This window comes from Mucilaginibacter sp. NFR10, from assembly GCF_900100445.1.
GTDB classification, from domain to species: domain Bacteria; phylum Bacteroidota; class Bacteroidia; order Sphingobacteriales; family Sphingobacteriaceae; genus Mucilaginibacter; species Mucilaginibacter rubeus.
The window spans coordinates 369,632-394,221 of the sequence record NZ_FMTV01000004.1 but is presented as its reverse complement, the minus strand read 5'-3'; the positions used below and the strand labels follow the sequence as shown (position 1 = coordinate 394,221).

Below are 24,590 nucleotides of genomic sequence, written 5' to 3'. Positions count from 1 at the left end.
GTAAAAAAACAGTTACGCGTAATATGAAGGGGACGTTCAGGTTACTCGCCGAATAAAATTGAAAAATATTTCTTTTCGTTTTGAGGGTATCTGTTTTGTTGATTGTCTTAACGATAATATTACAAATGGATAACGAAGAAGTAAAACTACTGTTGGTAAAATACATAACCGGCGAAGCTACCTTGCAGGAGCTTGAGCAGGTTAAACAATGGATAAGTGCGCACCCCGAAAACGAGCAGTATTTTGTACAACTGTATGAAACCTGGCATAACATGCTTTACCTGCAGCCAGCGGTTGTAAATAAAGATAACGCCTATAATAAACTTTCGACTGGTATGGAACCAGCGGAGCCGTCGCGCTATGCAAGGCTGATCACCTGGGGCAAAGTGGCAGCGGCTATTGCTTTACTGGCAGCGGTTACGGCTACCTTATATAACAGGTATTCAAAAAATGCAGAAAGCGTAAGGCAAATAGCCGCTAACCCTGGCGCCATTAAAAAAATTGTTTTGAGCGATGGCACACAGGTTTGGCTTAATGCGGACAGTAAGCTTAATTATACGGCCGATTTTGGTAAAACAACGCGTACCGTTTACCTGGAAGGCGAAGCGTTTTTTGATATCGCTCCCGGGAAAAAGACAATCCCTTTTATTGTAAATACGAAAAACTATACCATAAGGGACATAGGTACAAAGTTTAATCTTAAGGCCTATGCCTCCGACCCGTTCTTTGAAACCACAGTAGTAAAAGGCGAGGTATCTGTAGAGGGAAATATAGATAACAATGCGCATGAAATGAGCCGGATTTATGTAAAGCCGCGGCAGGTGCTCCGCATTTATTATCATCCCAAAAAAGAAAACTATAGCTATACCACACCAGATCCAAAAAGCCTGAATGAGATCCAGGTATCGGAGATTGATTCGGCAAAGCTTGACCGTTATGATGGCTGGAAGGAAAACCTGCTGGTATTTGACGGCGCTACCCTTAGCGAAATAGCTAAAGTGCTTGAACGCAGATATAATGTAACCATCAACATGACCGATGCCGAACTGAGCAGTATCCGCTATTCGGGCAGTTTTAAAAATATCCAAAGCATCGAAAAAGTGCTGGCTATTATAAAAGCTAATACCGCTATCAATTATTCGGTAAACGGCAATACAGTAAACATTACACGAAACAACAATAATGATTAACGACTAAAAAAACAAAAAGGAAACTATGATCAAAAACTAACATTCTCTTTTACATAAAAAACCCGGATGTGCTACCAACACGCCCGGGCCTAAAGCAATCAAAGCTAATACCCTACGCTTGGGGAAGCATCGTATTAACTGATTAACAAACAAATTTATGATTAATTTTTACAGAAAGTCCGCTCTGGCCGCCGGCCCGTGGCAAAAAACGATCAAAATTATGAAGCTGGTAACCGTTCTGCTCTTAACGGGCATTATGCAAATACACGCTGCCGCTTATTCACAAAACGTTTACAACTTTAGTGTAAACAATATTTCTGTTAAGCAAATGTTTAAGCAAATTGAAAAAAACAGTAAATACACCGTTTTTTACAGGCTTGACCAGGTTGATGTCGACAAGAAAATAAACGTGGATGTGCAGGACGCGCCTATTGAAACCGTAATGCAGAAGGTGCTGCAAAAACAGCCTTTAACCTTCCAGGTGGTTGATGATATCATCATTATAAAACCTGCCGATGCAAAACCTGTTGTCACGGTAACTGTAACAGGTGTGGTTAAAGACATTAACGGGCAGCCTTTACCGGGTGTAAGTGTAAAACTCAGAGGCAGTAATTTAGGTACGGTTACCAATGTTGATGGTAAATACAGCCTTACCCTGCCCGATGGTAGCGGCACACTTGAATTTGGTTTTTTAGGCTTTACCACACAGGTTATTCCGGTAAACGGACAAACAACCATTAACGTAACTTTGCTTGAAGAGTCAAAAGCGCTGAACGAGGTGGTTGTGGTTGGTTATACCACGCAGAAAAAGAAAGACCTTACCGGCGCCGTTGCGGTAGTTAATGTTAAAGATCTCAACAAACAGGCATCGTCATCAGTAAACTCGCAATTGCAAGGCCAGGCATCGGGCGTTACCGTTACCGGATCAGGACAACCCGGTGAAGAGCCGCAGGTACACATCAGGGGTTTTAATACTTTCGGAAATAATACTCCCTTATACGTAGTTGACGGTGTGGAAACATATGATGTAAGCACGCTGAACCCTAATGATGTGGAGACCTTCCAGGTGTTAAAAGACGCAAGTTCGGCATCAATATATGGTGCAAGGGCGGCAAACGGCGTTATCATCATCACTACCAAACGGGGTAAGGGCAAAGTAAATATTCAATATGATGCCTACTACGGTACGCAAAGACCAAAAGGCGGCAATGTCTGGAATACCATTACGCCGCAACAAATGGCCGATCTGAAACTTACGGCTAAGAAAAATTCGGGCGATAACAGCATTAAAGATGCCTTGTACAACCCAACCGGTACTGGCTCGGCTTTTACACTGCCTGATTATATTACCCCGGCAGGTGCTAAAGAAGGTGACCCCTCTGTCGATCCATCAAAATACTACGTAAATCCTTTTTATACATCAGCTGCAGACCTTGGCAATTTTTACAGGATAACAAGGGCCAACAAAGCCGGTACCGACTGGTATCACGAGTTGTTTAAATCGGCCCCGATGAATAGTCACAATATATCGTTGAGCGGCAGTACTGATAACGCCAGCTATTTATTTTCCTTAAATTATTTTAACCAGCAAGGTACACTGATTGATACTTATCTTAAACGGTACACACTGCGCTCAAATACCACCTACAATGTAACTAAACACATCAGGGTGGGCGAAAACCTGGCTTATTCTATAACCAGGCAGCCGCAGGTAAATGACGGAACATCACATTCGCAGGTTAGCACTAATGACCCGGACGGCGTTATTGCACATGCCCTGCGCGAGCAACCTATCATTCCGGTTTATGATATTAAAGGTAACTACGCAGGCAGTTACGGCACAGGCCTCGGCGATGCCAACAACCCGGTTGCCATACAGGAGCGTACAAAAAACAACCAGTCAACAAGTTATCGTTTGCTTGGTAACGTATTTGCCGAAGCCGACATTATTCCCGGCCTTACCTTACGCACCAGTTTTGGCGGCGATATCATCAACAGCAACAATCATTCGTTTTCGTTCCCTACGTATGAAAACGTTGAAAACTCTTCAACAAATACTTACAGCGAAGGCTCAGACAACAGCTATACCTACAACTGGACCAACACCCTTAGCTATCAAAAAGTATTTGGCAAACACAATGTTAACATAGTGGTAGGTACCGAGGCCGTTGAAGATCACGACCGTTATGTTGGCGGCAGCATCCAGGGTTTTTACACTTTTGATCCTGATTATGTAAACCTGTCTACCGGTACTACCAATAAAAACACCTACAGCGGCAAATCTAACAACTCGTTATTTTCGGAGTTTGCCCGTTTAGATTATACTTATAACGACCGCTACCTGTTTAACGCCACTATCCGTCGTGATGGCTCATCAAAATTCCCGGTCGACCAACGTTACGGTTATTTCCCGGCATTCAGCGCAGGCTGGCGGATCTCGCAGGAAAACTTCATGAAAAATATTACCTGGCTTACCGACCTTAAGCTAAGAGGCGGCTGGGGTATTATGGGTAATCAGATCAATATGGGCAGTAAAGATGCTTACGTTACGTTCAGCAATGATATTGGCCAGTCGTATTATCCTATCGATGGTTCACTTAACCTGACCCCTGGCTTTTACCAGGATCAAACAGCCAACCCTCACGCGCTTTGGGAAAAAGATATTAACTCCAATTTTGGTTTTGATGCAACCTTATTTGGCGGCAAAATAGCCGTAACCGCCGATTACTATCGCAAAGACATTAAGGACTTGTTATTTAACGCTACCCAGTTAGGTACTGCGGGTAATGGTGCTTTCCCGGCACAAAACGTTGGTAAAATGAAAACCGATGGTCTTGACCTTTCTGTTACCGGCAACTTCAGGGCCAGCAGCGATCTGAGCTTTAATGCTACCGGTACTTTAACCACTTATAATAATAAAGTATTAAAAGTATCTGATGACAGGGATTACTTCCCCGGCTCGGCAACAAGCAGGTTTGATAACCCGATTACCCGCAGCCAGGTAGGTCATTCTTTAGGCGAGTTTTATGGCTACCAAATCATGGGCTTCTGGAATTCGCAGGCCGAAATTGACGCAGCCGACAAAGCTGTACAAACCCGCACCGGCGATCCGAATGCTTACTACCAATCAGATGTAAAGGTTGGCCGTTTCAGGTATAAAGACGTAAACGGTGATGGTGTCATTACCGATGCCGATCGTACTTTTATCGGTAATCCAAACCCGAAAGTTACTGCCGGTTTAAACCTGGGTGTAAACTATAAAAACTTTGATGCCAGCATATTCCTTTACGGCTCATTTGGCAATAAACTATGGAACAGCGTTAAATACTGGAGAGACTTCTATGCTTCATTCGGCACAGCAAAAAGCTATACCGCGCTTAACGATTCATGGACACCAACTCATCAAAATGCAAAGGCACCTATCCAGGAGCTCGACGCATCAACCAGCAGCGGCGCTACACCAAACTCATACTTTGTTGAAAATGGCACTTATGTGCGCATGCGTAACGCACAGGTTGGCTACACCTTTAACATTGCAGGGCTTAAAAAGGCAGGGATCCAAAAGTTAAGGATCTATGTATCGGCAACCAACCTGTTTACTTTAACAGGTTACAGCGGTGTTGATCCTGAACTAAGCGGCAACACCAAAGATTTTGGTATTGACGAGGGTAGCTACGCCAGCCCGCGCACCTTCATATTCGGAGTTAATTTTTCATTATAACAGCAATATTTAAACGGATTACAATGAAAGCTAAAAAACTTATTTCCATAGCGCTTTTAAGCACACTATCGCTTGGCGCGTGTAAAAAATCATATCTCGATAAGCCTATTAACGGCGCCCTCGAGCCTCAATTTCTCGAAACAGAATCAGGAGCTAATGAACTGCTTGTAGGTGCATATGCGGTGTTGGATGGTCAGCAGGGCGGCGATGCCGCTGTAGGCGGCGGCGGTGCCTGGGAAGCCTCGCCGGATAACTGGGTATATGGCGGTGTAGTAGGCGGTGATGCATCAAAAGGCAGTATTGCCGGCGATCAGCAACCGATAGAGCCGATGATGAAATACAACGCAGATGCCAGCAATGGTTTTTTTGACAGCAAATGGCGGGCCGATTACGAGGGGGTATCACGCACAAACAACACCATCAAAATAACCAATAAGGTTACTTCGATATCAGCCTCAAATAAAACTAATATACTGGCACAGGCCCGTTTCTTAAGAGCGCATTATTATTTCGACCTGAAAAAGATGTTCAATAATGTGCCTTATCTTGATGAAACAACAACCGACATTAATCAACCTAACAACACAGATATTTGGCCAAAGATTGAAGCGGATTTCAAATTCGCTTACGACAATCTGCCTAATACCCAAACCGAAGTTGGTCGCGCCAATAAATGGGCTGCCGGTGCATACTTAGGTAAAACATACCTGTACGAGCATAAATATGCTGAAGCAAAGGTTGTATTTGATGCGGTTATTGCGCAGGGTGTAACTTCCGATGGTAAAAAGTATGCACTTAACGCTAAATTCAACGACAATTTCAGAACAGCTACCAACAACAGCGCCGAATCTGTTTTTGCTGTTCAGGCTGCTGCCAATACCGATCCTAACGGCCCGTCGCAGGCAAACAACGGCGATATGCTTAACTTTCCGTACGGCAATAGCAGCCCGTTTAGCTGCTGTGGTTTTTACCAGCCATCAATTGACCTTGTAAATCATTTCCGCACCAATTCAACTACCGGCTTACCATATCTTGACGATTATAACAGTCACGCTATAAAAACAGATATGGGCCTGGCATCGGCCGACGATTATACTCCTGACGCCGGCACAATTGATCCGCGCCTTGACTGGACTGCTGGTCGCCGCGGGATCCCTTATCTTGACTGGGGCTTACATCCAGGAGCCGACTGGATCCGCGATCAGCAGTACGGCGGCCCTTATTCGCCTATCAAAAACGTTTACGGCCAGGCCGAGCAGGATGTAAACGGCGATAACACCTCGTGGGCGCCAGGCTCAGGCATCAATTATAACATTATTCGTTACGCCGATGTACTGTTAATGGCCGCTGAGGTCGAAGCACAGGTTGGGAGCCTGGATAAAGCCGAAAGCTATGTAAACATGGTGCGTAACCGCGCAGCTAACCCCGAAGGTTTTGTACATAAATACAAAGATAACGATGACCCTACAGCAGGTTTCACCACCCAGGCTGCTGCTAACTATAAGGTTAGCCCTTATCCCGGCGGTGCATTTGCCAATAAGGATTTTGCGCTTAAAGCCATTTATTTTGAGCGTAAAATTGAGCTTGCCATGGAAGGGCACCGCTTTTTTGACCTTGTACGCTGGGGCATTGCCGATACTGAGCTTAATGCTTACATAGCATATCAAAGTACGTTGACCAATGATGTAAAAGGAGGTAAATTCATTAAAGGTAAAAGCGAATATTTCCCGATACCGCTGGTAGAGATTGACTTAAGCGCCAAAGGTGGTACACCGCAATTGAAACAAAATCCGGGTTATCATTAATTAAAGCTAAAAGCAAAACGCGCAAAGCCGAAAGCTATTAAACTGGCGGCATTCGGTTTTGTAATGGCTTATAACTTACCGGGACAATATGCATTCCCGGTAAGTTTATTATATTGCCTTAACATCCCTGCTTCTGAAAAGCTGATTATAAACATTTTTAAACCCATTTATGGACAAATCATCATCGCGGTTTTTATCGCTGGATGTATTTCGTGGCATGACTTTATGCTTCATGATCATTGTAAATACGCCGGGCAGCGGAGCAGCCCCTTTTTCGCCACTTGAACATGCCGCATGGCATGGCTTCACCCCAACCGATCTTGTGTTCCCTTCTTTTCTGTTTGCAGTAGGCAACGCCATGAGCTTTTCAATGAAACGCTACCAGGAAATGGGCAACTCGGCTGTGCTAAGCAAAATTTTCAGGCGTACCCTGCTCATATTTTTAATAGGTTACCTCATGTACTGGTTCCCTTTCTTTTCAACAGGCGGCGGACAGTTTCATCTAAAACCAATTACTCATACCCGCATTATGGGGGTTTTGCAGCGCATTGCCCTGTGTTATTGTTTTGCCTCGCTCATGATTCATTTTCTGTCAAAACGTTCGGTTTTCATTTTATCGGGGTTATTTCTGGTGATCTACTGGATCATCCTGCTGGTGTATGGTAACCCTGCCGATCCGCTGAGCATGACCGGCAATGCAGGCATTTATCTTGATAAATTTTTATTCGGCCCTGATCATTTATATCATGGCGAAGGCATTCCCTTCGATCCGGAAGGCGTATTGAGCACCCTGCCTGCCATTGTAAATGTGGTGGTTGGTTACTATGCAGGTAAATTCATTCAGCAAAAAGGGAAGGGATATGATACTACTACTAAACTGCTGTTAACAGGCTGCCTGTTCATCTTCCTGGCCTTATGCTGGAACATGGTTTTCCCGATCAATAAAAAACTGTGGACAAGCTCATTTGTACTGGTAACTACCGGGCTTGACCTGGTGATCTTGTCGGCATTGATTTATGCCCTGGAAATCAATAATTGGAATAAAGGCAACTGGGCCCGTTTTTTCACCACCATGGGGAAAAATCCGCTGCCTATTTATGTACTATCCGAAATACTGCTGATCCCGGTAAGTATGATCATGATAAGCGGAACCAACGCTGTCGATTGGATCAACACCGCTTTTTACCAGGCTATAGCGCCCGGCCCGATTGGATCATTGCTATTCGCCATCAGCTTTATGATGATTTGCTGGCTGGTTGCCTATATCCTTGATAAGCGGAATATCTATATCAGAGTGTGATTTGGAATGTCGGATTTCGGATGTTTGATTTCGGATTTTTTGGGTTTCATCGATTGATTTTTGATTTCACCGATTTTGTCTGAACAGGAATTTAAGGAATTAAGTAATTACAGAACGCTCTGCAAATTCAAAAAAGAATCTAAAAATTCCTTTAAAATTTGAGTTCAGACAATATCCTGGTCATCCTCAAATCCTAAAAATCATGGGTCAAAAAATACACTTCTTAATATTATTTAAAAAGTTTAATTTGCGTACATCCAATTAAATAACAATTCTTTATGAAGAAATTATCCTTATTGCTTTGCGGCTGTATGGCACACCTGCTTTCTGCGGCCCAAACAACCAAACCAGCACTCGCGCTTATTCCGCAACCGGTAAAAGTTACCCAAACTACCGGCCAGTTTGTATTGCCCAAAACGGTTGTTGTAGAAGCCGGTTCTTCGGCTGATGTGGCAAATGTAACTGCCTATCTTAAAAGAAAACTATCTACGTCAACAGGAGCGTTCATCACCGTAAAAAGTACTGCGCCAACTGCGCCTATCAGGCTGATTCTAAATAAAACAGCCGATACCGTACTCAAAACCGAAGGCTATAAACTATCCGTAACTCCTAAAAAAGTAGTGATCCGTGCTAATGATGCCGCGGGATTATTTTATGGCGTACAAACGTTTTTCCAGCTGTTGCCTAAAGAAATTGAAGGACTGGAAGTAGCCAGGGGCGTAAAATGGACTGCACCCGCGGTTGAAATTACCGACTATCCAAGGTTTGGCTGGAGAGGCCTGATGTTTGATGTATCCCGTCACTTTTTTACCAAAGCCGAGGTTAAGCAATACATCGATGCCATGGTTAAGTATAAATTTAACCTGCTGCATTTACACCTTACCGATGATGAAGGCTGGCGAGTGGAGATCAAAAGCCTGCCAAGATTAACCGAAGTAGGATCGCACAACGTTAAAAAAGTAGGGCAGTTTGGTACGTTTACTCCACCTGCGGCAGATGAGCCACGTACCTATGGCGGTTTTTATACCCAGGAAGATATCAAAGAGTTGGTACAGTACGCCAAGGACAGGTTTGTGAACATCCTGCCCGAAATTGACGTACCGGGGCATAGTCTCGCCGCTGTGGTTGCCTATCCCGAGCTTTCATGCACACCGGGTGCCGATAAATACGTAGTAAACTCGGGCGAACCTTTTATGGACTGGAGTGGGCCACACAACAGGGCCATAGTTGATAATACCCTTTGCCCTGCCAACGAAAACGTTTATACCTTTATGGATAAAGTTATTACCGAAATTGCACAGTTGTTCCCCTTTGGCTATATCCATTTAGGGGGCGACGAATGCGCCAAAAATTTCTGGGAGCAAAGCGATGCCATAAAAGCATTAATGGCTAAAGAAAACCTGAAAACGATGAGCGAAGTACAGGCTTATTTCGAAAAGCGACTTGAAAAGATTGTAGAATCGAAAGGTAAAAAATTCATGGGTTGGGACGAGATCATTGAGGGCGGTCTGGGCCCTAATGCAGCCGTGATGAGCTGGCGGGGTATTCAGGGAGGTATCACCGCCGCTAAAGCAGGTCATGAGGTGGTAATGAGCCCGACAACATTTGCCTATTTAGATTACATGCAAAGCGACCGTGTGAACGAAACCAAGATCTATGCCACACTTCGCTTAAACAAAACCTATTCATGGGAGCCTGTACCTGATAGTGTTGATGCACGCCTCATTAAAGGCGGGCAGGCCAACTTATGGACCGAGCAGGTATACAATATCCGCCAGGCTGAATATATGACCTGGCCACGTGGAATGGCTATTGCCGAGGATGTATGGTCGCCAAAGGGCCCTAAAAACTGGGATGGATTTTTCAGCCGGGTGGAGAAACACTTCCCTCGCTTTGATGAAGCCGAAACCAAGATAGCCCCGAGCGCTTACGACCCATCATTTGATGCGGTGTTGAATCCTGATAGCACGTTAAAAATCACTTTAACCAATGAGGTAAACGGGCTGGACACTTATTACAGTTTTGACAACTCGTTCCCCGACAGGTTTTATCCTAAGTACACAGCGCCGATAGATGCCCCTAAAGATGCTACTACATTAAGGGTGATTACCTATCGCGGTAAAAAACCAATAGGCCGTATGGTTACCATGCCATTGGCCGAGTTGAAGAGCAGGATTAAGAAATAAGAGTTATTTATAAATGGAAAAGCCCTCCGATTTAGTTTCGGAGGGCTTTCGTGTTTAAGTACGCTTATACTATCGCCAACGCTCGGCTCCAGCCGAGTGTTTACTATCAAACGGCCTCTGGCCGCCGAAGTTCTGTTATTTCTTGCGCTCGTTTGCAACGAGCGCTTAATATGGTTCGGCGATTGTATCGCGGATATCGCATTACAAACGAGCGCAAGGTATTTTCGCTTCGGCCAGAGGCCGCTTAAAAATTGCCACTCGGCTCCAGCCGAGTGGCGGCGGGCTTTTTCTATTGGCTTTATTTTTATTTCAGCTCCGGAAATTTAGCTGCTTCAAAAATACTTTTCTCAGTCGCAGCTTTTTCAACGTCCTGCCATTTGCGCGGCGCATCTATCGACAGGATTGTGCCCTTGTCTTTACCAATTTGTACGTCATCTTCAATACGTACACCGATATTCCACCATTTTTTATCGCAGGGACTGCCGGCAGGGATATAAATGCCCGGCTCAACGGTGATCACCCAGTTTTCTTCCAAATTACCGCGACCGCCTTTGTCATGCACATCAAGCCCTAAATGATGCGAACAGCCATGCGGGTAATATTTACGCACTTCTGACGCGTCCTTGATGATACCGAGTTTAATCAGTCCGGCCGATAATACTTCTACCGATTTTTGCTCAAGACTGGCATAGGGCACACCGGCTTTACACAATTTAAAAATCTCTTCCTGTGCGTCGTATACCAATTGATAAATAGCCTTTTGCTCTTCGGTAAATTTGCCGTTAGCCGGTACGGTGCGGGTAACGTCGGCAGAATAACCATGATATTCGGCACCAACATCCATGAGTAATAACTGGTTATCAATTTTTGTGGCCGAGTTTTCTTCATAATGCAGGATACAGCCATTAGCGCCTGCACCTACAATTGGTGGATATCCCTCGTCTTCTGCTCCGTATCTTTTATGCACGTAGGTCATGATGCCTTCAACCTCGCGCTCGCTCATATTGGGTTTTACCGATTTCATTACTTCCAGATGGGCAAGGCTTGAGATCTCAACCGCTTTTTTCAACACAGCTATTTCTTCGGGTGTTTTTACGCCCCGCAGCTTTGAAGTAAATTCAGCATATCCGGTGTTACCGCCATAAGTTGTGCCAATCTTTGCCTTAACATCGGCAAGCGTTGCAGAATCGGGTTTGGCCGCCAATTGTTGTATAAGCGGATTATTTTTGTGATCCTCATCTGCAAACTTATCTTTAAAATAAGTCATGAAACGGGCTAAATTTTGAGGAGTAACCATTCTTGCTATCAAATTAAGATCACTCATAACCTGCCTGTTAGTTTCCGTTATGCCAGCCTTACTTTTAAAAGCTGCGATCAGTTTTTTTAGCTCGCCGGTCGATCCATCGCCGGTAACATCTTCGGGGAGTGCATCATAATACACATTGGCAAACTTTTTAAAATCAACGGGGAATTTCGCGAAATCCTCGCTGTTGTAAGCCCGCTTAAAACCAAGCTGCGATTTAGCGCCTTCAACACCCAAACGCCTGCCTGTCCACTGCTCACGACCGGCATCCCGGTGACGTACAAACAGCACCTCATTATAGCTGCTGTCGCCCACAGCCTGCATCTCTTTAAATACCAACAACACCGAGTTGGGTTCTTTATATCCTGAAAAATAATACAGATCGGGATTAGGATGATAAACGTAGTTAACATCGTTCGAAAACACCTGTTCAGGGTATGAGAAGATCACCATCACCGAATTGGCTGGCATCAGGTTGCGCAAGGCCTGTCGCCTTCCGGCATGAAATTCTTTGCTTAAATAATCGGTGGGTAAGTTTTCGGCGGCTTGTCCGAAACAGCGGTTGCTGCCAGTAAGGGCAAGTAAAATTACTAATGCCCGAAAAATTGATCGCGTCATAATGATAAAGGAATAATGTCAGTCAAAAAAACGGTTTAAGATACTAAATATCAGGGATTATCATGCTCACCCTTTTAGGGGGAAAAGATTGATGTGCATAGTAATAAAAAACGTCATCGCGAGGTACGAAGCAATCCCAAACAATACAGAGACACTTGCATAGCTGCTCTGCGTCTTGGGGATTGCTTCGTACCTCGCAATGACGGGTGTATAATATATTGGGGGGCTATTTAATCTTCCTTGCCGTTACACCTTCATTGGTGATTTTCACCGGCAGGATCTTGCCATCCTTATCAAAGTACATTTTATCGATGCAGGTAACGCGGTGGTTGCCATCAGTTTCGGTTAAGGGGCGGCGGTGATAAACAATATACCATTCGTCCTTACCCGGCACCTGGATCACCGAATGGTGCCCTGCTCCTGTGGCTATGCTGGCATCCTGTTTCAATATGGTACCAATACGGTTAAACGGACCGAATGGAGAATCGCCAATAGCATAAGCCACGCGGTAATCCGGACCAGTCCAGCCGCCTTCGCTCCACATAAAGTAATATTTCCCTTTTCGTTTAAACATCACCGGGCCTTCAACATAATCTTTAGGGGTGATCAGTTTGTAGGTTTCACCATCTTTAAATGGTTCGATACCTGTAAAGTCGTTTTTTAGCTTTACGATATTACATTGGCCCCAGCCACCGTAAATCATGTAGTATTGGCCGTCGTCATCCTTAAACACAAATTGATCTATAGGTTGCGCTTTATTGATGATCTGGCCAATGAGTGGTTTGCCCAAAAGGTCTTTGAACGGGCCTTCAGGTTTATCGCCAACGGCAACACCTATACCGCCAACTTCGTTATTGTTCTGAATATCGTTAGCGCCAAAAAAGATATAGTATTTACCGTCTTTTTCAGTTACTGCCGGAGCCCACATGGCACGTTTAGCCCACTTTACAGCGGCAGTATCGATAATGCGGGGATGCTTAGTCCAGTTAACCAGATCGGGCGATGAAAAGGCATCCATAAATACCTGGTCGTTATATTTAGCCGAATAGGTTGGATATACCCAGTATTGTTTATTGAAGATTTTGGCTTCCGGGTCGGCATACCAACCTTCAACAATAGGGTTACCTGATGTTTTCTTCTCCTGTGCTAATGCCTTATTTTCAGATATGATAATTGCCGCACCAAACGTTGCCAGTAAAACCAGTTTTTTAGGAATGATCATTGGGAAATAGATTTTGGTCTAAGATATTAAAATAGATAAAACGTTTTAGTGATGAGGCACGAATTTATTCGAATTGAAGCGAATTACACGAATTAAGAATCCTGTTCCCCGCCGGCATCCTCTGTGAGAGCCCTAAAGGAACAGAGTTCGTGTAATTCGATTAAATTAAATCAACAACCAAAATGGTATTCGTGAAAACTTTTTAGTTACCCGTATTCTGCTGTTTCGGCTTCTTTTTGCCCCAGCGACGGTTAGGTTTCCTTTTGGCATCTCCTTGAGGCTGTTCGGGCTTCAGGGGTTGTATCGTGGCCAGTTCATCCGGCAGCGCCATCAGCTTTATCGGTTTTTCAATCAGTTTTTCAATATTTTTAAGCTTGCGCTCATCGCGGTGGTTAACGAAGGTTATTGCGGTACCGGTGGTAGCGGCGCGGGCCGTACGACCAATACGGTGAATATAATCTTCCGGATCGCCGGGAACATCGTAGTTAATCACCAGGTCGATGCCCTCCACATCAATGCCGCGCGAAAGGGCGTCGGTACCGATGATAACCGGTAATTGCTTGTTTTTGAATTTAAGGAGAATCTCTTCGCGCTCTTTCTGCTCCAGATCGGAGTGGAAAGACATGGCGTTGATTTTGATAGCCTTAAGTTCTTTGTATAGCGCTTTAACGATCTCCTTGCGTGATGCAAAGATGATGATGCTTGTAAATGCCGAATCTTTCAGAATATGCTGTACCAGCGGCGTTTTTTGCTGATCATGAACCCGGTAAACCTGCTGATCGATCCCTACAGCCGGCTGTGAGATAGCGATATTGATCTGCTCCGGATCTTTCAAAATAGCTTTTGCCAATGAGCGGATGCGGCCGGGCATGGTGGCAGAAAACAACAGCGTTTGCCTTTCTTTAGGCAGATAGCTGATGATCTTCATGATATCATCAGAAAATCCCATATCCAGCATCCGGTCGGCCTCATCAAGCACCAAATGAGTAAGGTGATTAAGCTTCAGCACGCCCGATGTAAGGTGGGCTATCAGTCTGCCGGGGGTAGCAACAATAATATTTACATTGTTTTGAATGCCGCGGCGCTGTTGTTCGTAAACAATGCCGTCGCCGCCGCCAAAAACAGCGATGGAGCTGATGCCGGTAAAATAAGCAAGGCCTTCAACCTGCTGATCTATTTGTTGGGCAAGCTCGCGCGTTGGGGCAAGTATAAGGGCACTGGTATGGTGTTTATTTGTTTTGCTGATGCTGTTTAAAACAGGAAGCAAGTAAGCGCCGGTTTTACCTGTACCGGTTTGAGCGCATGCAATCAGGTCGCGCCCTTCCATAATGGCCGGGATGGCCATAGATTGTATGGGTGTGGGGTTTACGAAACCCATGCTCTCTACACCTTCAAATAATTGCTCGTTAAATTTAAAATCCTGGAAAGTCACTATATCTTATAAGTAAATTATGCAAGGTATAAAAATTTAACGGCAAATGAGGGTTTTAGCATTAATTGACCTTCCCTTAAAGGGGCAAAATAAATCCGGTCACCTTTTATATGACACTCAACTTACCTGTACAATCAATTCAAAAATATATTTTTGAAAACCTATGAATATTATCACTCAAACACCACGCTTGCTGATCCGTGAATTCACAGCCGAAGATGAAGAACTTGTTACCGCAATAGATGCCGATGACCGGCTTACTCAATATGTGAAAAAACGTACTCCGCAAGAGAGTAAACAGGTTTTTAAAGATACGCTTAAGGAATACCAGAACGGATCGGGCCTGGGCAGATGGGGGATTTTTAATATTGCCGATAACGATTTTATAGGTGTGTGCGCCCTTAAACCCAGCGATTACGACAAGAGCCGCATTGAGCTGGGCTACCGGCTGCACCTCAAATACTGGGGACAAGGTATAGCTACCGAACTTGCCGAAGCACTGATCAGTTATGGATTCAATGATATAGGGCTAAAAGAGATTTGCGCCGTTACCCATCCGCAAAACGCAGCATCACAAAGGGTGCTGATTAAAGCCGGTTTTGTACGGGAAGGGATTGTGTTTTGGTATGGGGAAGATGTGCCGTTTTTTAGGGTGAAAAACCCCACCCAACCCTCCCCGGAAGGGAGGGCTTAAAGACATTTATTAAAAGTCTCCCCCAATGGGGGAGATTTAGAGGGGGTGTAACTCTTTAATAATATCCCTACACCCGTTTTCAATTAATTCAAAAACCGGTTCAAATTGGTTATCGTCGTAGTATGGATCGGGGACAACCTTATCACCTAACAGAAGCTTTACTTTAGCAGCCTGTGCTTCGTTGCGGGCCATATCAAGCACATCGCTCAGGTTATTACGGTCCATCACAAAAATATGGTCGAACTCGTCAAAGTCGCTTCGTTTAAACTGGCGGCAAATTTGTTTGCTGATATCAATGCCGTGGTTCCGTGCTACGCGGATTGAACGTCTGTCGGGGGCTTCGCCCACATGCCATCTTCCGGTACCCGCCGAATCAACATCCCAGCCAAGTCCATTTTCATCTGCCAGGTGCTGCATAACCCCCTCCGCCAGCGGCGAACGGCATATATTACCCAGGCATACCATTAGTATTTTCATTTTTTTGAGGTAAAAGGCGAAAGGATAAAGGCAAAAGGTTTAGGCAGAAAATCTACCTTTTACCTTTCAGCTTTAACCTTTCACCTCAAAGAACTATCCAAATATCTGGTTCAGTAAACCGGCCAAACGTACGCCGGCTTTAACCATTTGCTGGTTAAGGGTTGCTATATGGCTAAAGTTGTATTTGTAACCAAGTTTATCACCGGTTTTAGTTTCGGAATACAGTTTATCTGCCATCTGGTTGCTTTCGTATATCCACTGGCTCATTGGCGCTTTTTGTAATTCAGTACGCTGAGCAGCTGTTGTGTGGTTTATCATCGCAGTGTATTCGGTGTAGCTTAACTGCTGAAGGTCAATCAGCTCGCTGTCCCAAACCGAGTGCAGGTTGCTGTCTTTACCAAACCATTGTACCTTTACATCGTTACCGCCCTTATCGCTCAGGTGACCGGTGTGCAGCGGTTGGTGTACATCCTCAACAATATGGATCAGCATGCGCAGGTAAAGCAACTTGTTGGTTTTGGTGATAGTTTTCTTTTTAAGTTCGGTCACCAGGAAATTCATTTTGGTATAGGCATCGGTAATCGTATCAGCCTTTAAATAGCCCTGTAGCTCAGGATAAGTGTAAGCTTTTTCCAGGTTGATAAAATGCCAGTTATACAGGTAATTGTAAGCCGGGTCTGATTTAATAAAATCGGCCCAGTTGCTGGTAATGGCAATCGACTCATTACCCAAAATGGCTTGAATAGCTTTACGGGCTTTGGTGGTTAGGTAGCTATCCGCAACCTGGCCGCAAATGCGGTGCCCATTAGTACCCCAGGCCATGCTTTGCAGGGGGATATAAAATATCGCCACCAGCAATAAAAGTTTTTTTAAGGTTCGTGTTTTCATTACAATGGTTTTGGAATGCAGCTTGTTCTTTTTATTAAATGCGCGTTAATAGGTATTACGTTGGATGTACTTACAAACCGGATCAGCGAGTCGCTTTGCTTATGAACCTTAAAATATTCTTCATAATCACCAAACCTGAAACAGCCCTGTTCATTTTTATATGAGCCATCGGCATTGCAAAACTGCCCCTTAATGTGGAGCGTGTCCCGCCGTTGCGAGTACGTTCCGCGTACATATTCATCCCAATGGCCTTTGCTCATACACGTATCAGCCCCGTAATTAACCTTGCTAACGGTACTAATCTTCAAAAGAAATGAATCACAGCTGAATTTAATATCATATAGCGAATATGTTACCAGGCTTTTTTGCGCAGGTATTGAGTCTTGTTTCCATTCGCCCTGCAAATAACCCTCGCCGGGCGTTTGTTTATCCGGGTTCATAGTACAAGAGGCTATTATGAGGCCAAAGGCGAAAGGTGAAAGGCGAAAGGCTTTTTTTAAGCTGAAAGCTGAAGGCAGAAGGCTTAAAGCCTTAGTTATTGAGAGATAGCGCAAATTAAAGCGTTTTGGCATAAACTGCATGCATTAAAAAGCCCCTCTCCATCCGGAGAGGGGTTTGGGGTGAGGCTTATTTTAAACTGCCTATCATATTTTCGGGGCGAACCCACTCGTCAAACTGCTCGTTGGTTAGTAAGCCTAAACCAATAGCAGCTTCGCGCAGTGAACTGCCGTTTTTAAGGGCTGTTTTAGCAATTTTTGCCGCGTTTTCATAGCCAATATGCGGGTTAAGCGCAGTTACCAGCATTAATGAGTTTTCAAGGTGCTTTTTAATACCTTCGTAATTTGGCTCAATGCCTACAGCGCAATGATCATTGAATGACACGCAGGCATCACCAATTAACCTTGCCGATTGCAGGAAGTTTGCCGCCATAACCGGTTTAAATACATTCAGCTCGTAATGGCCGTTTGAGCCACCGATAGAAATAGCCACATCATTCCCCATAACCTGTGCAGCTACCATCGTAACAGCTTCGTTTTGGGTAGGGTTAACTTTACCCGGCATAATTGATGAGCCTGGTTCGTTATCCGGAATATGGATCTCGCCAATGCCCGAACGCGGACCAGAAGCCAGCATCCTGATATCGTTAGCAATTTTCATTAATGAAACCGCAATTTGTTTCAAAGCGCCATGACTTTCAACAATGGCATCATGAGCGGCAAGAGCTTCAAATTTATTTTCGGCTGTGATGAACGGCAAGCCGGTAAACTGGGCAATGTACTCAGCAACTTTTACATCATAACCTTTAGGCGTGTTGATCCCTGTACCTACAGCCGTACCACCAAGGGCCAGTTCTGAAAGGTGATCAAGCGTATTACGCAATGCTTTTAAGCCGTGGTTCAACTGTGAAACATAACCTGAAAACTCCTGGCCTAAGGTAAGCGGGGTAGCATCCATCAAATGGGTACGCCCGATTTTAACTACGGATTTGAAAGCCTCGACCTTAGCCTGCAAGGTATCGCGCAGTTTTTCGATACCCGGAATGGTCACATCAATCAGGATCTTGTATGCCGCAATGTGCATAGCAGTTGGGTAGGTATCGTTTGATGATTGTGATTTGTTCACGTCATCATTCGGGTGAATAAAGGTTTTGCCTTCGCCCAGTTTATTGCCTTGTAATACGTGTGCACGGTTAGCAACAACCTCGTTCACGTTCATGTTTGATTGCGTGCCCGAGCCTGTTTGCCAGATCACCAGCGGAAACTCCGAAGCCAGTTCGCCGGCCAGGATCTCGTCGCAAACCTGTGCTATCAGGTCGCGTTTTTCAGCCGGTAAAACACCTAAATCGGTATTGGTAAAAGCGGCAGCCTTTTTCAGGTATGCGAAAGCGTCGATAATTTCCTTTGGCATTGACGCCTCCGGACCAATTTTAAAATTATTGCGTGAGCGTTCGGTTTGCGCTCCCCAGTATTTGTCGGCAGGTACCTGTACCTCGCCCATGGTATCGTGTTCGGTTCTGAAACTCATGGTATTAAATTTTGCAGGGGCAAAGTTATGTTTTTATATGATGCGGGGGAATGCGGGGTGTAAACTTTTTGATAGGATAAATATATAAAGCCAAGCACAGGGAAACTGCTTTTAACCACATACGAATTGAAAAACAATAAATGAAAATTTTTCACACTAAATCGAATTACACGAATTGAATCAATTTAAGATTCGTGTAATCCGATTAATTGTGGAGCGCTTGCAAAGCACTTGTGTTGAAATTTTTCAGCATGAGATTAGTAATAAAGAGCATTGCGATTTTTACTATGCCGGTTTAAAAATTGACATAAAAATCCTAACAATCCCAAAATCCTAAAAATCATGGTTCAGATATGGGCGTTGCCTCCGGCCGGGCTTTCCGCTCATACGCCTGCAGGCATTATGCTCGTGGGCCGGTATCCGCTTCAATCCCTAACGCAAATTGGGGTTCAATTGAGCAGTTCTATTTATTAAATCATGGCTACCACTTCACATCCTCAATTTTCACAACCTTGTAATCAAAGCCCAACCTTTTAGCGTTCTGTTCAACAGTTTGATCAAAACCGGCTTGCTTACGGCGTTCATTTACACCTGCCGCGTCTTTTATCGGCCAAACATAATAACCAATTTTTTGGCCGTTACGTAATGGCTTTGACGTAGCCTGCGAACCGTAGATTTGCTCTTTACCTTCATACATCAGCTGCCTGTCGAGCATCATGGCGTACAACCTGAAAGGCAGTTCTTTGTTTTCGGCAGCGGTTTTCATGAGGGGCATGTATTGATTTATTTTAGGTGAGTGCTGGATTACGTACCAAGCTGCCTCATTGGTTGGTTCTCCAACAAGCGATTTACCGGGATAGCCGTATTTCGCAAATACATTCTCGATAAAAATCAAATTGGTCGAATCGGCCTGGCTCTGAAGCTTCCAGTAATAGCCTGTAGCTTCTTCCGGTTTAACCGGTAATGTTTTCAACACCGAATCCTTTTTGCTCGGATCCATCAGATAAGTTAAGATCTCGCGATATTTCTGATCAAGTGCCAATACGCTGTCAAGCTGTCTCTTTAAAACAGGGTTAAACTTTTGTTGAGCAGATGCTGTGCCTGCCGTTATAATTAACAACACGATGATCAGGTTTTTCATGGTCAATGAGGTTTAAGCAAATAAACGCAAAAACCTGTATTACAAGTATAAGCTATCTGCCTTTTCAAATAGCTTTTTGTTGCATTCGGTAGCCCCTAACGAATAGTTAAACCGCGAAAGCGCATACAGCAGCGGCAGCTTGGCCGGCGCTATTTCATTTTGCTGCAGATCGTTGAGCCAGTCGGCCCCGTCAAACTCTGCCCGGTATTTTTTTTCGAGGCGATCATAGATCCGGTAGGCATCATCATAGCTAAGCCACTCCGGTTTGATGTACAGACCGGTGAGGTCGCCCATTTTTTTTCGTTCCTCCGCTTCTGCCGTATCGGCGCTGCCAAATACAAAATAAAAATATAACCACAGGGCCAGGCCAATGGCTCCGATTAACAAAGCGGTTGAATCCCTTTCGCTAAAAAAGAAGATGAAAGCAATAAAGGCTATGATCACCGAAAACATGCGGGCGTAGCCTGCAATGATGCTTTGATGGTTGAGCGGAATATTAAACCCGTTACGGCTTCGCCAGGCCGATCGGGTTACCAGCATGGAGCTGGTTGGGAACAGCGGAATGCCAATAACCACAAATTTGGTCTCTATCCACTGCCCATTAACCTCATGCACTTTGCCCAAAAACAATGATCCTATTAACATATCAGGTATAATTTAGTCGCGTTATTATAAACCACAACTTATAAAAGTGCTTTTAAAGAAATGTTAAATATTTATTAAAAACTAAATATTAGTAAACGGCACTCCAATTACCTGTGTTTCTTATTTTACAAATAAGAAAATCAAACTTAATTAACTAAAAAATGTTAACTGTAAAAACAAATACATAAACACTACTATGAAAAAGTTAAGTTTAATTGCAATGATGGCCCTGGCGGCATTATCATTCCAGGCCTGTAAAGGCGGAGCAAAAAGCGGTAGCGGCGATAGCACAGCAGCTGCAACAACTGACACTGCCGACAGTGCCAACAAAGTAAAAGACACAACTACTACCGGTGCTACAGGCATTGCCGTTACCGCCGATGATGCAAAATTTGCAACCGAAGCGGCCAATGCCGGCTTAGCCGAAGTTGCTGTTGGCCAGTTGGCCAGCGAAAAGGCAACCAATGCCAAAGTAAAAGATTTTGCTAAAATGATGGTTACTGACCACAGTAAAGCAAACGACGAACTAATGGCCATAGCCAAAACCAAAAACATTACCCTGCCATCGGCACCTGATGATGAGCACCAGAAAATGAAAGCCGACCTGGCAGCCAAAACAGGCGCTGATTTTGACAAGGACTATGTTGATGCTATGGTTAAAGGCCATAAAAAAGTTGAATCATTGTTTGAAGATGCTTCAAAAAACTGCAAAGATGCCGACCTTAAAGCCTTTGCAGCTAAAACATTACCTGTTATCCAACACCATTTAGCCGAAATTGAAGCTATTCAAAAAGGCATGAAGTAATCAGCTATTGATTAACTCAAGACAGAAAAAGGGAGATGTAACAATCTCCCTTTTTCTGTTTAATTCCCTTGTACAGGTGTAGCTAAAACGATACTTTTAACACAGCAAAATCTACTTTAATATGTCGAAACCAATAGTAACCGGCCTCATGGCCTATGGAATGTCGGGACGGATTTTTCATGCCCCGTTTTTAACTACCAATCCGGGCTTTACTTTTAAGGCCGTGGTTGAGCGCCATGAAAAAAAAGCCGGCAAAAAATACCCTGATGTGATCAGCTATGATAGCATCGACCAACTGCTTAACGACGATGAAATAGAGCTCATCATTGTTAATACCCCTAACAACACCCACTTTGGTTATGCTGTACAAGCTCTAAATGCAGGTAAACATGTACTGATTGAAAAACCCGCAGCCGTAACTTCAAGCGAGGTGAAAGCGCTGTATGATTTGGGCAAAAAACTTGATTTGAAAGTGATGATCTACCAAAACCGCCGTTATGACAGCGGTTTCCTTTCGGTAAAGGAGGTGATTGAAAGCGGCAGGTTAGGTGAGTTGATCGAGGTTCATTTCAGGCTGGACAGGTACCGCATGGCTATCGGTGCAAAACAATTCAAGGAAACAGCAGGCGTTCCGGGCGGTGGCCTTACCTATGACCTTGGCGCGCATTTGGTTGATAATGCTATAAGTATCTTTGGCAGGTCGTTGAGCTACGAAAAAACTACCGCTGCATTCAGGCCAAACTCGCAGGTTGATGATTATTTCAATATCCACCTTAAATATCCTAATCAGCTTAATGTATACCTAACCTCGGGATTGCTCATTGCCGAGCATACTTATGGCTTTGTGGTACATGGCACGTTAGGCAGCTTTGTTAAAATGCGTACCGATGTACAGGAAGCACAGCTTGATGCCGACATGATGCCTACCGACGAAGGTTTTGGCATCGAGCCCGAAGGCAGCGACGGTAAACTGGTGCTTATGGGTGCCGACGGGCAGAAGACCGTGGAATGGATAAAGTCACCCAAAGGTAATTATAATGGCATATTTGATGCTGTATATCATACAGTGCGCGAAAATGCGTTATTCCCGGTAACCGAGGAGCATGTTGCCTGGCAAATTGAATTGCTTGAAAGCTAAAAATGTTGTAACTATGCTTATTAAATGCTAATTAAAATAATGAAGAAACTGTATTTACTGCTTTGTCTGATTATTGCCGCCGGGTGCAGCCAGGCACAAACGCCACCTGCTAATTCCGGCTTGCCGCCATATCACATCCTCACTACAGACAGTGTTTACGTTACTCCTGCCAACCTGAAAAAAAACAAACCGGTAATGGTGATCTATTTTTCGCCCGATTGCAGCCATTGCCAGCACCTGATGTATGATCTGAAACCCGAGCTGCCCAAATTAAAAAATGTGCAGATAGTGATGATCACTTTTATGCCGATGCTTAAAGGGCTCCAAACTTTCCAGCGCGATTTTGACCTGGCCAAATACCATAACATCACCATTGGCACCGAAGGCTACACCTACCTGGTACAAAAATTTTATAGCGTACAAACAACTCCATATATCGCCATTTATGATAAGTATGGTAAATTATTTCAAACTTATCCCAAAGTACCTAAGATCCCGGTGTTGATGGAAACGATTAAAAAGGTATAAAGTATTATAACACTTATATAAATCCGGTTAAACTATTGAGTTAACCGGATTTTTTGTTTAACGTCCCATAGAATCCCTCGCAGATTTAAGTAACGTCCCATCAGGGTCTCTCGCGGAGGACCCTGATGTATACGCCATGCTGGTTCGCTGTTCCGAATATCCAGTTAGATTGATAAGTTGAACCTCAGGGCCCTTTGCAAGAGACCTGAGGAGATATGAAAAAATCAGTGTAATCGCTGAAATCAAAAATCAATCGGTGTAATCCCCAAAAAATCAAACCAATCAACGGTACCGATTACGCTTCATAATAGTTACCTTTGCGGCCAATATTTAAGTTGACGATGAAGAATACCGCATTAACCGATATCCACGTAAAAACCGGCGCCAAAATGGTTCCATTTGCCGGTTACAACATGCCCGTTCAATACACAGGCATTAACGCCGAACACGAAACCGTGCGTAAGGCCGTTGGTGTTTTTGACGTAAGCCATATGGGCGAATTCATTTTAAAAGGAGAGAACGCGCTTGATCTGATTCAGCGGGTTACCAGTAACGATGCCTCAAAATTATACGATGGCAAAGTGCAGTACTCATGCCTGCCGAATGAAAACGGCGGTATTGTTGACGACCTGCTGGTTTACCGGATCGACGAAAAAACCTATATGCTGGTGGTTAACGCTTCAAATATTGAAAAAGACTGGGACTGGATCTCCAAATACAATACCAAGGGTGTAGATATGAAAAACATATCCGACCGGACTTCATTGTTGGCTATCCAGGGTCCCAAAGCTGCCGAAGCTTTACAAAGCCTTACCGAGGTAGATTTGGTATCGATGGAATACTATACCTTTAAAAAAGGAACTTTTGCAGGTGTTGACAATGTATTGATATCAGCTACAGGCTATACCGGCGCGGGCGGCTTCGAGATCTATTTTGAAAACCAATATGCGGAGCAGATCTGGGATGCAATTTTCAAAGCCGGCGAGCCTTTTGGTATTAAGCCAATTGGTTTAGGCGCACGTGATACCTTACGTTTGGAAATGGGTTTCTGCCTATATGGTAACGACATTGATGATAACACCTCACCGCTTGAAGCCGGGTTAGGCTGGGTAACAAAATTCAATAAAGAATTCACTAATGCTGAAGCATTACAGGCACAAAAACAAGCTGGTGTAAACCGCAAACTGGTAGGTTTTGAAATGATTGATCGCGGTATTCCCCGCCATGATTATTTAATTGTTGATGCCGATGGCAATACCATAGGTAAAGTAACTTCAGGCACACAATCACCATCATTACAAAAAGCTATTGGTATGGGCTATGTAGATACCGCTTTCGCCAAAGAAGGCACCGAGATCTACATCAGCATCAGGGATAATAAAATTAAAGCGCAGATTGTAAAACCTCCGTTTTATAAAGCCCCCTAACCCCCTAAAGGGGGAACTACCTTCAAAGTTTTCTAAATTAATTAA

At 44.2% G+C, this 24,590-nt stretch carries 19 protein-coding genes; 10 read left to right on the top strand and 9 right to left on the bottom strand.

The window, feature by feature from the left end:
• The first annotated feature begins 125 nt into the window (after nt 1-125).
• The 5 genes from BLP33_RS16165 to BLP33_RS16145 all read left to right on the top strand — a co-directional run bounded on the left by BLP33_RS16165 (nt 126) and on the right by BLP33_RS16145 (nt 10,202).
• The gene (locus BLP33_RS16165; protein WP_090530670.1) at nt 126-1,190 is read left to right on the top strand and encodes a FecR family protein; all 1,065 of its coding nucleotides are present in this window, start codon (nt 126-128) and stop codon (nt 1,188-1,190) included.
• 220 nt (nt 1,191-1,410) lie between these two features.
• On the top strand, nt 1,411-4,911 hold the full coding sequence (locus BLP33_RS16160; RefSeq protein WP_217633169.1) for a TonB-dependent receptor: 3,501 nt from the start codon (nt 1,411-1,413) through the stop codon (nt 4,909-4,911).
• Between the two features lie 23 nt (nt 4,912-4,934).
• The gene (locus tag BLP33_RS16155; RefSeq protein ID WP_090530667.1) at nt 4,935-6,716 is read left to right on the top strand and encodes a RagB/SusD family nutrient uptake outer membrane protein; all 1,782 of its coding nucleotides are present in this window, start codon (nt 4,935-4,937) and stop codon (nt 6,714-6,716) included.
• Between the two features lie 169 nt (nt 6,717-6,885).
• Nucleotides 6,886-8,016 carry an acyltransferase family protein gene (locus BLP33_RS16150; RefSeq protein WP_090530664.1) on the top strand — a complete coding sequence of 377 codons (1,131 nt, stop codon included), beginning with the start codon at nt 6,886-6,888 and terminating at the stop codon, nt 8,014-8,016.
• A gap of 278 nt (nt 8,017-8,294) precedes the next feature.
• Nucleotides 8,295-10,202 carry a beta-N-acetylhexosaminidase gene (locus BLP33_RS16145; RefSeq protein ID WP_090530661.1) on the top strand — a complete coding sequence of 636 codons (1,908 nt, stop codon included), beginning with the start codon at nt 8,295-8,297 and terminating at the stop codon, nt 10,200-10,202.
• A 304-nt stretch (nt 10,203-10,506) separates the two neighbouring features.
• Here the strand turns inward: BLP33_RS16145 and BLP33_RS27650 are convergent, their stop codons facing one another.
• The 3 genes from BLP33_RS27650 to BLP33_RS16125 all read right to left on the bottom strand — a co-directional run bounded on the left by BLP33_RS27650 (nt 10,507) and on the right by BLP33_RS16125 (nt 14,777).
• On the bottom strand, nt 10,507-12,123 hold the full coding sequence (locus BLP33_RS27650) for an aminopeptidase P family protein (protein WP_217633168.1): 1,617 nt from the start codon (nt 12,121-12,123) through the stop codon (nt 10,507-10,509).
• A gap of 226 nt (nt 12,124-12,349) precedes the next feature.
• Nucleotides 12,350-13,345 (bottom strand): glycoside hydrolase family 43 protein, encoded by a 996-nt coding sequence (locus BLP33_RS16130; RefSeq protein ID WP_090530658.1) that lies wholly within the window; start codon nt 13,343-13,345, stop codon nt 12,350-12,352.
• A 202-nt stretch (nt 13,346-13,547) separates the two neighbouring features.
• Entirely contained in the window at nt 13,548-14,777 is a 1,230-nt protein-coding gene (locus BLP33_RS16125; protein ID WP_175490032.1) for a DEAD/DEAH box helicase, read from the bottom strand.
• 163 nt (nt 14,778-14,940) lie between these two features.
• Here BLP33_RS16125 and BLP33_RS16120 point away from each other — a divergent pair, with 163 nt between their 5' ends.
• On the top strand, nt 14,941-15,471 hold the full coding sequence (locus BLP33_RS16120; protein WP_090530655.1) for a GNAT family N-acetyltransferase: 531 nt from the start codon (nt 14,941-14,943) through the stop codon (nt 15,469-15,471).
• A 36-nt stretch (nt 15,472-15,507) separates the two neighbouring features.
• Here the strand turns inward: BLP33_RS16120 and BLP33_RS16115 are convergent, their stop codons facing one another.
• The 6 genes from BLP33_RS16115 to BLP33_RS16090 all read right to left on the bottom strand — a co-directional run bounded on the left by BLP33_RS16115 (nt 15,508) and on the right by BLP33_RS16090 (nt 20,647).
• Nucleotides 15,508-15,948 (bottom strand): low molecular weight protein-tyrosine-phosphatase, encoded by a 441-nt coding sequence (locus tag BLP33_RS16115; protein ID WP_090530652.1) that lies wholly within the window; start codon nt 15,946-15,948, stop codon nt 15,508-15,510.
• A 93-nt stretch (nt 15,949-16,041) separates the two neighbouring features.
• Complete coding sequence (locus BLP33_RS16110) at nt 16,042-16,836, bottom strand: S1/P1 nuclease (RefSeq protein WP_090530649.1); 795 nt, start codon at nt 16,834-16,836, stop codon at nt 16,042-16,044.
• Nucleotides 16,836-17,276: a fumarate hydratase gene (locus BLP33_RS16105; RefSeq protein ID WP_139160007.1), complete on the bottom strand. Its 441-nt coding sequence runs from the start codon at nt 17,274-17,276 to the stop codon at nt 16,836-16,838. Before BLP33_RS16105 ends, BLP33_RS16110 begins: the two co-directional genes overlap by 1 nt.
• A gap of 187 nt (nt 17,277-17,463) precedes the next feature.
• Nucleotides 17,464-18,861 (bottom strand): class II fumarate hydratase, encoded by a 1,398-nt coding sequence (gene fumC, locus BLP33_RS16100; RefSeq protein WP_090530645.1) that lies wholly within the window; start codon nt 18,859-18,861, stop codon nt 17,464-17,466.
• Nucleotides 18,862-19,342: 481 nt separating this feature from the next.
• Nucleotides 19,343-20,002, bottom strand: a complete 660-nt coding sequence (locus BLP33_RS16095; protein ID WP_090530642.1) for a DUF6624 domain-containing protein — start codon at nt 20,000-20,002, stop codon at nt 19,343-19,345.
• A 39-nt stretch (nt 20,003-20,041) separates the two neighbouring features.
• Complete coding sequence (locus BLP33_RS16090) at nt 20,042-20,647, bottom strand: hypothetical protein (RefSeq protein WP_090530639.1); 606 nt, start codon at nt 20,645-20,647, stop codon at nt 20,042-20,044.
• Nucleotides 20,648-20,843: 196 nt separating this feature from the next.
• On the opposite strand from BLP33_RS16090, the gene BLP33_RS16085 reads away from it, so the two are divergent.
• The 4 genes from BLP33_RS16085 to gcvT all read left to right on the top strand — a co-directional run bounded on the left by BLP33_RS16085 (nt 20,844) and on the right by gcvT (nt 24,545).
• The gene (locus BLP33_RS16085) at nt 20,844-21,452 is read left to right on the top strand and encodes a DUF4142 domain-containing protein (protein ID WP_090530637.1); all 609 of its coding nucleotides are present in this window, start codon (nt 20,844-20,846) and stop codon (nt 21,450-21,452) included.
• Between the two features lie 121 nt (nt 21,453-21,573).
• Nucleotides 21,574-22,590: a Gfo/Idh/MocA family oxidoreductase gene (locus tag BLP33_RS16080; RefSeq protein WP_090530634.1), complete on the top strand. Its 1,017-nt coding sequence runs from the start codon at nt 21,574-21,576 to the stop codon at nt 22,588-22,590.
• 39 nt (nt 22,591-22,629) lie between these two features.
• The gene (locus BLP33_RS16075) at nt 22,630-23,118 is read left to right on the top strand and encodes a TlpA family protein disulfide reductase (protein WP_090530631.1); all 489 of its coding nucleotides are present in this window, start codon (nt 22,630-22,632) and stop codon (nt 23,116-23,118) included.
• Nucleotides 23,119-23,459: 341 nt separating this feature from the next.
• Nucleotides 23,460-24,545, top strand: coding sequence for a glycine cleavage system aminomethyltransferase GcvT (gene gcvT / locus BLP33_RS16070; RefSeq protein ID WP_090530629.1), 1,086 nt, complete (start codon nt 23,460-23,462; stop codon nt 24,543-24,545).
• Nucleotides 24,546-24,590: the final 45 nt, after the last annotated feature.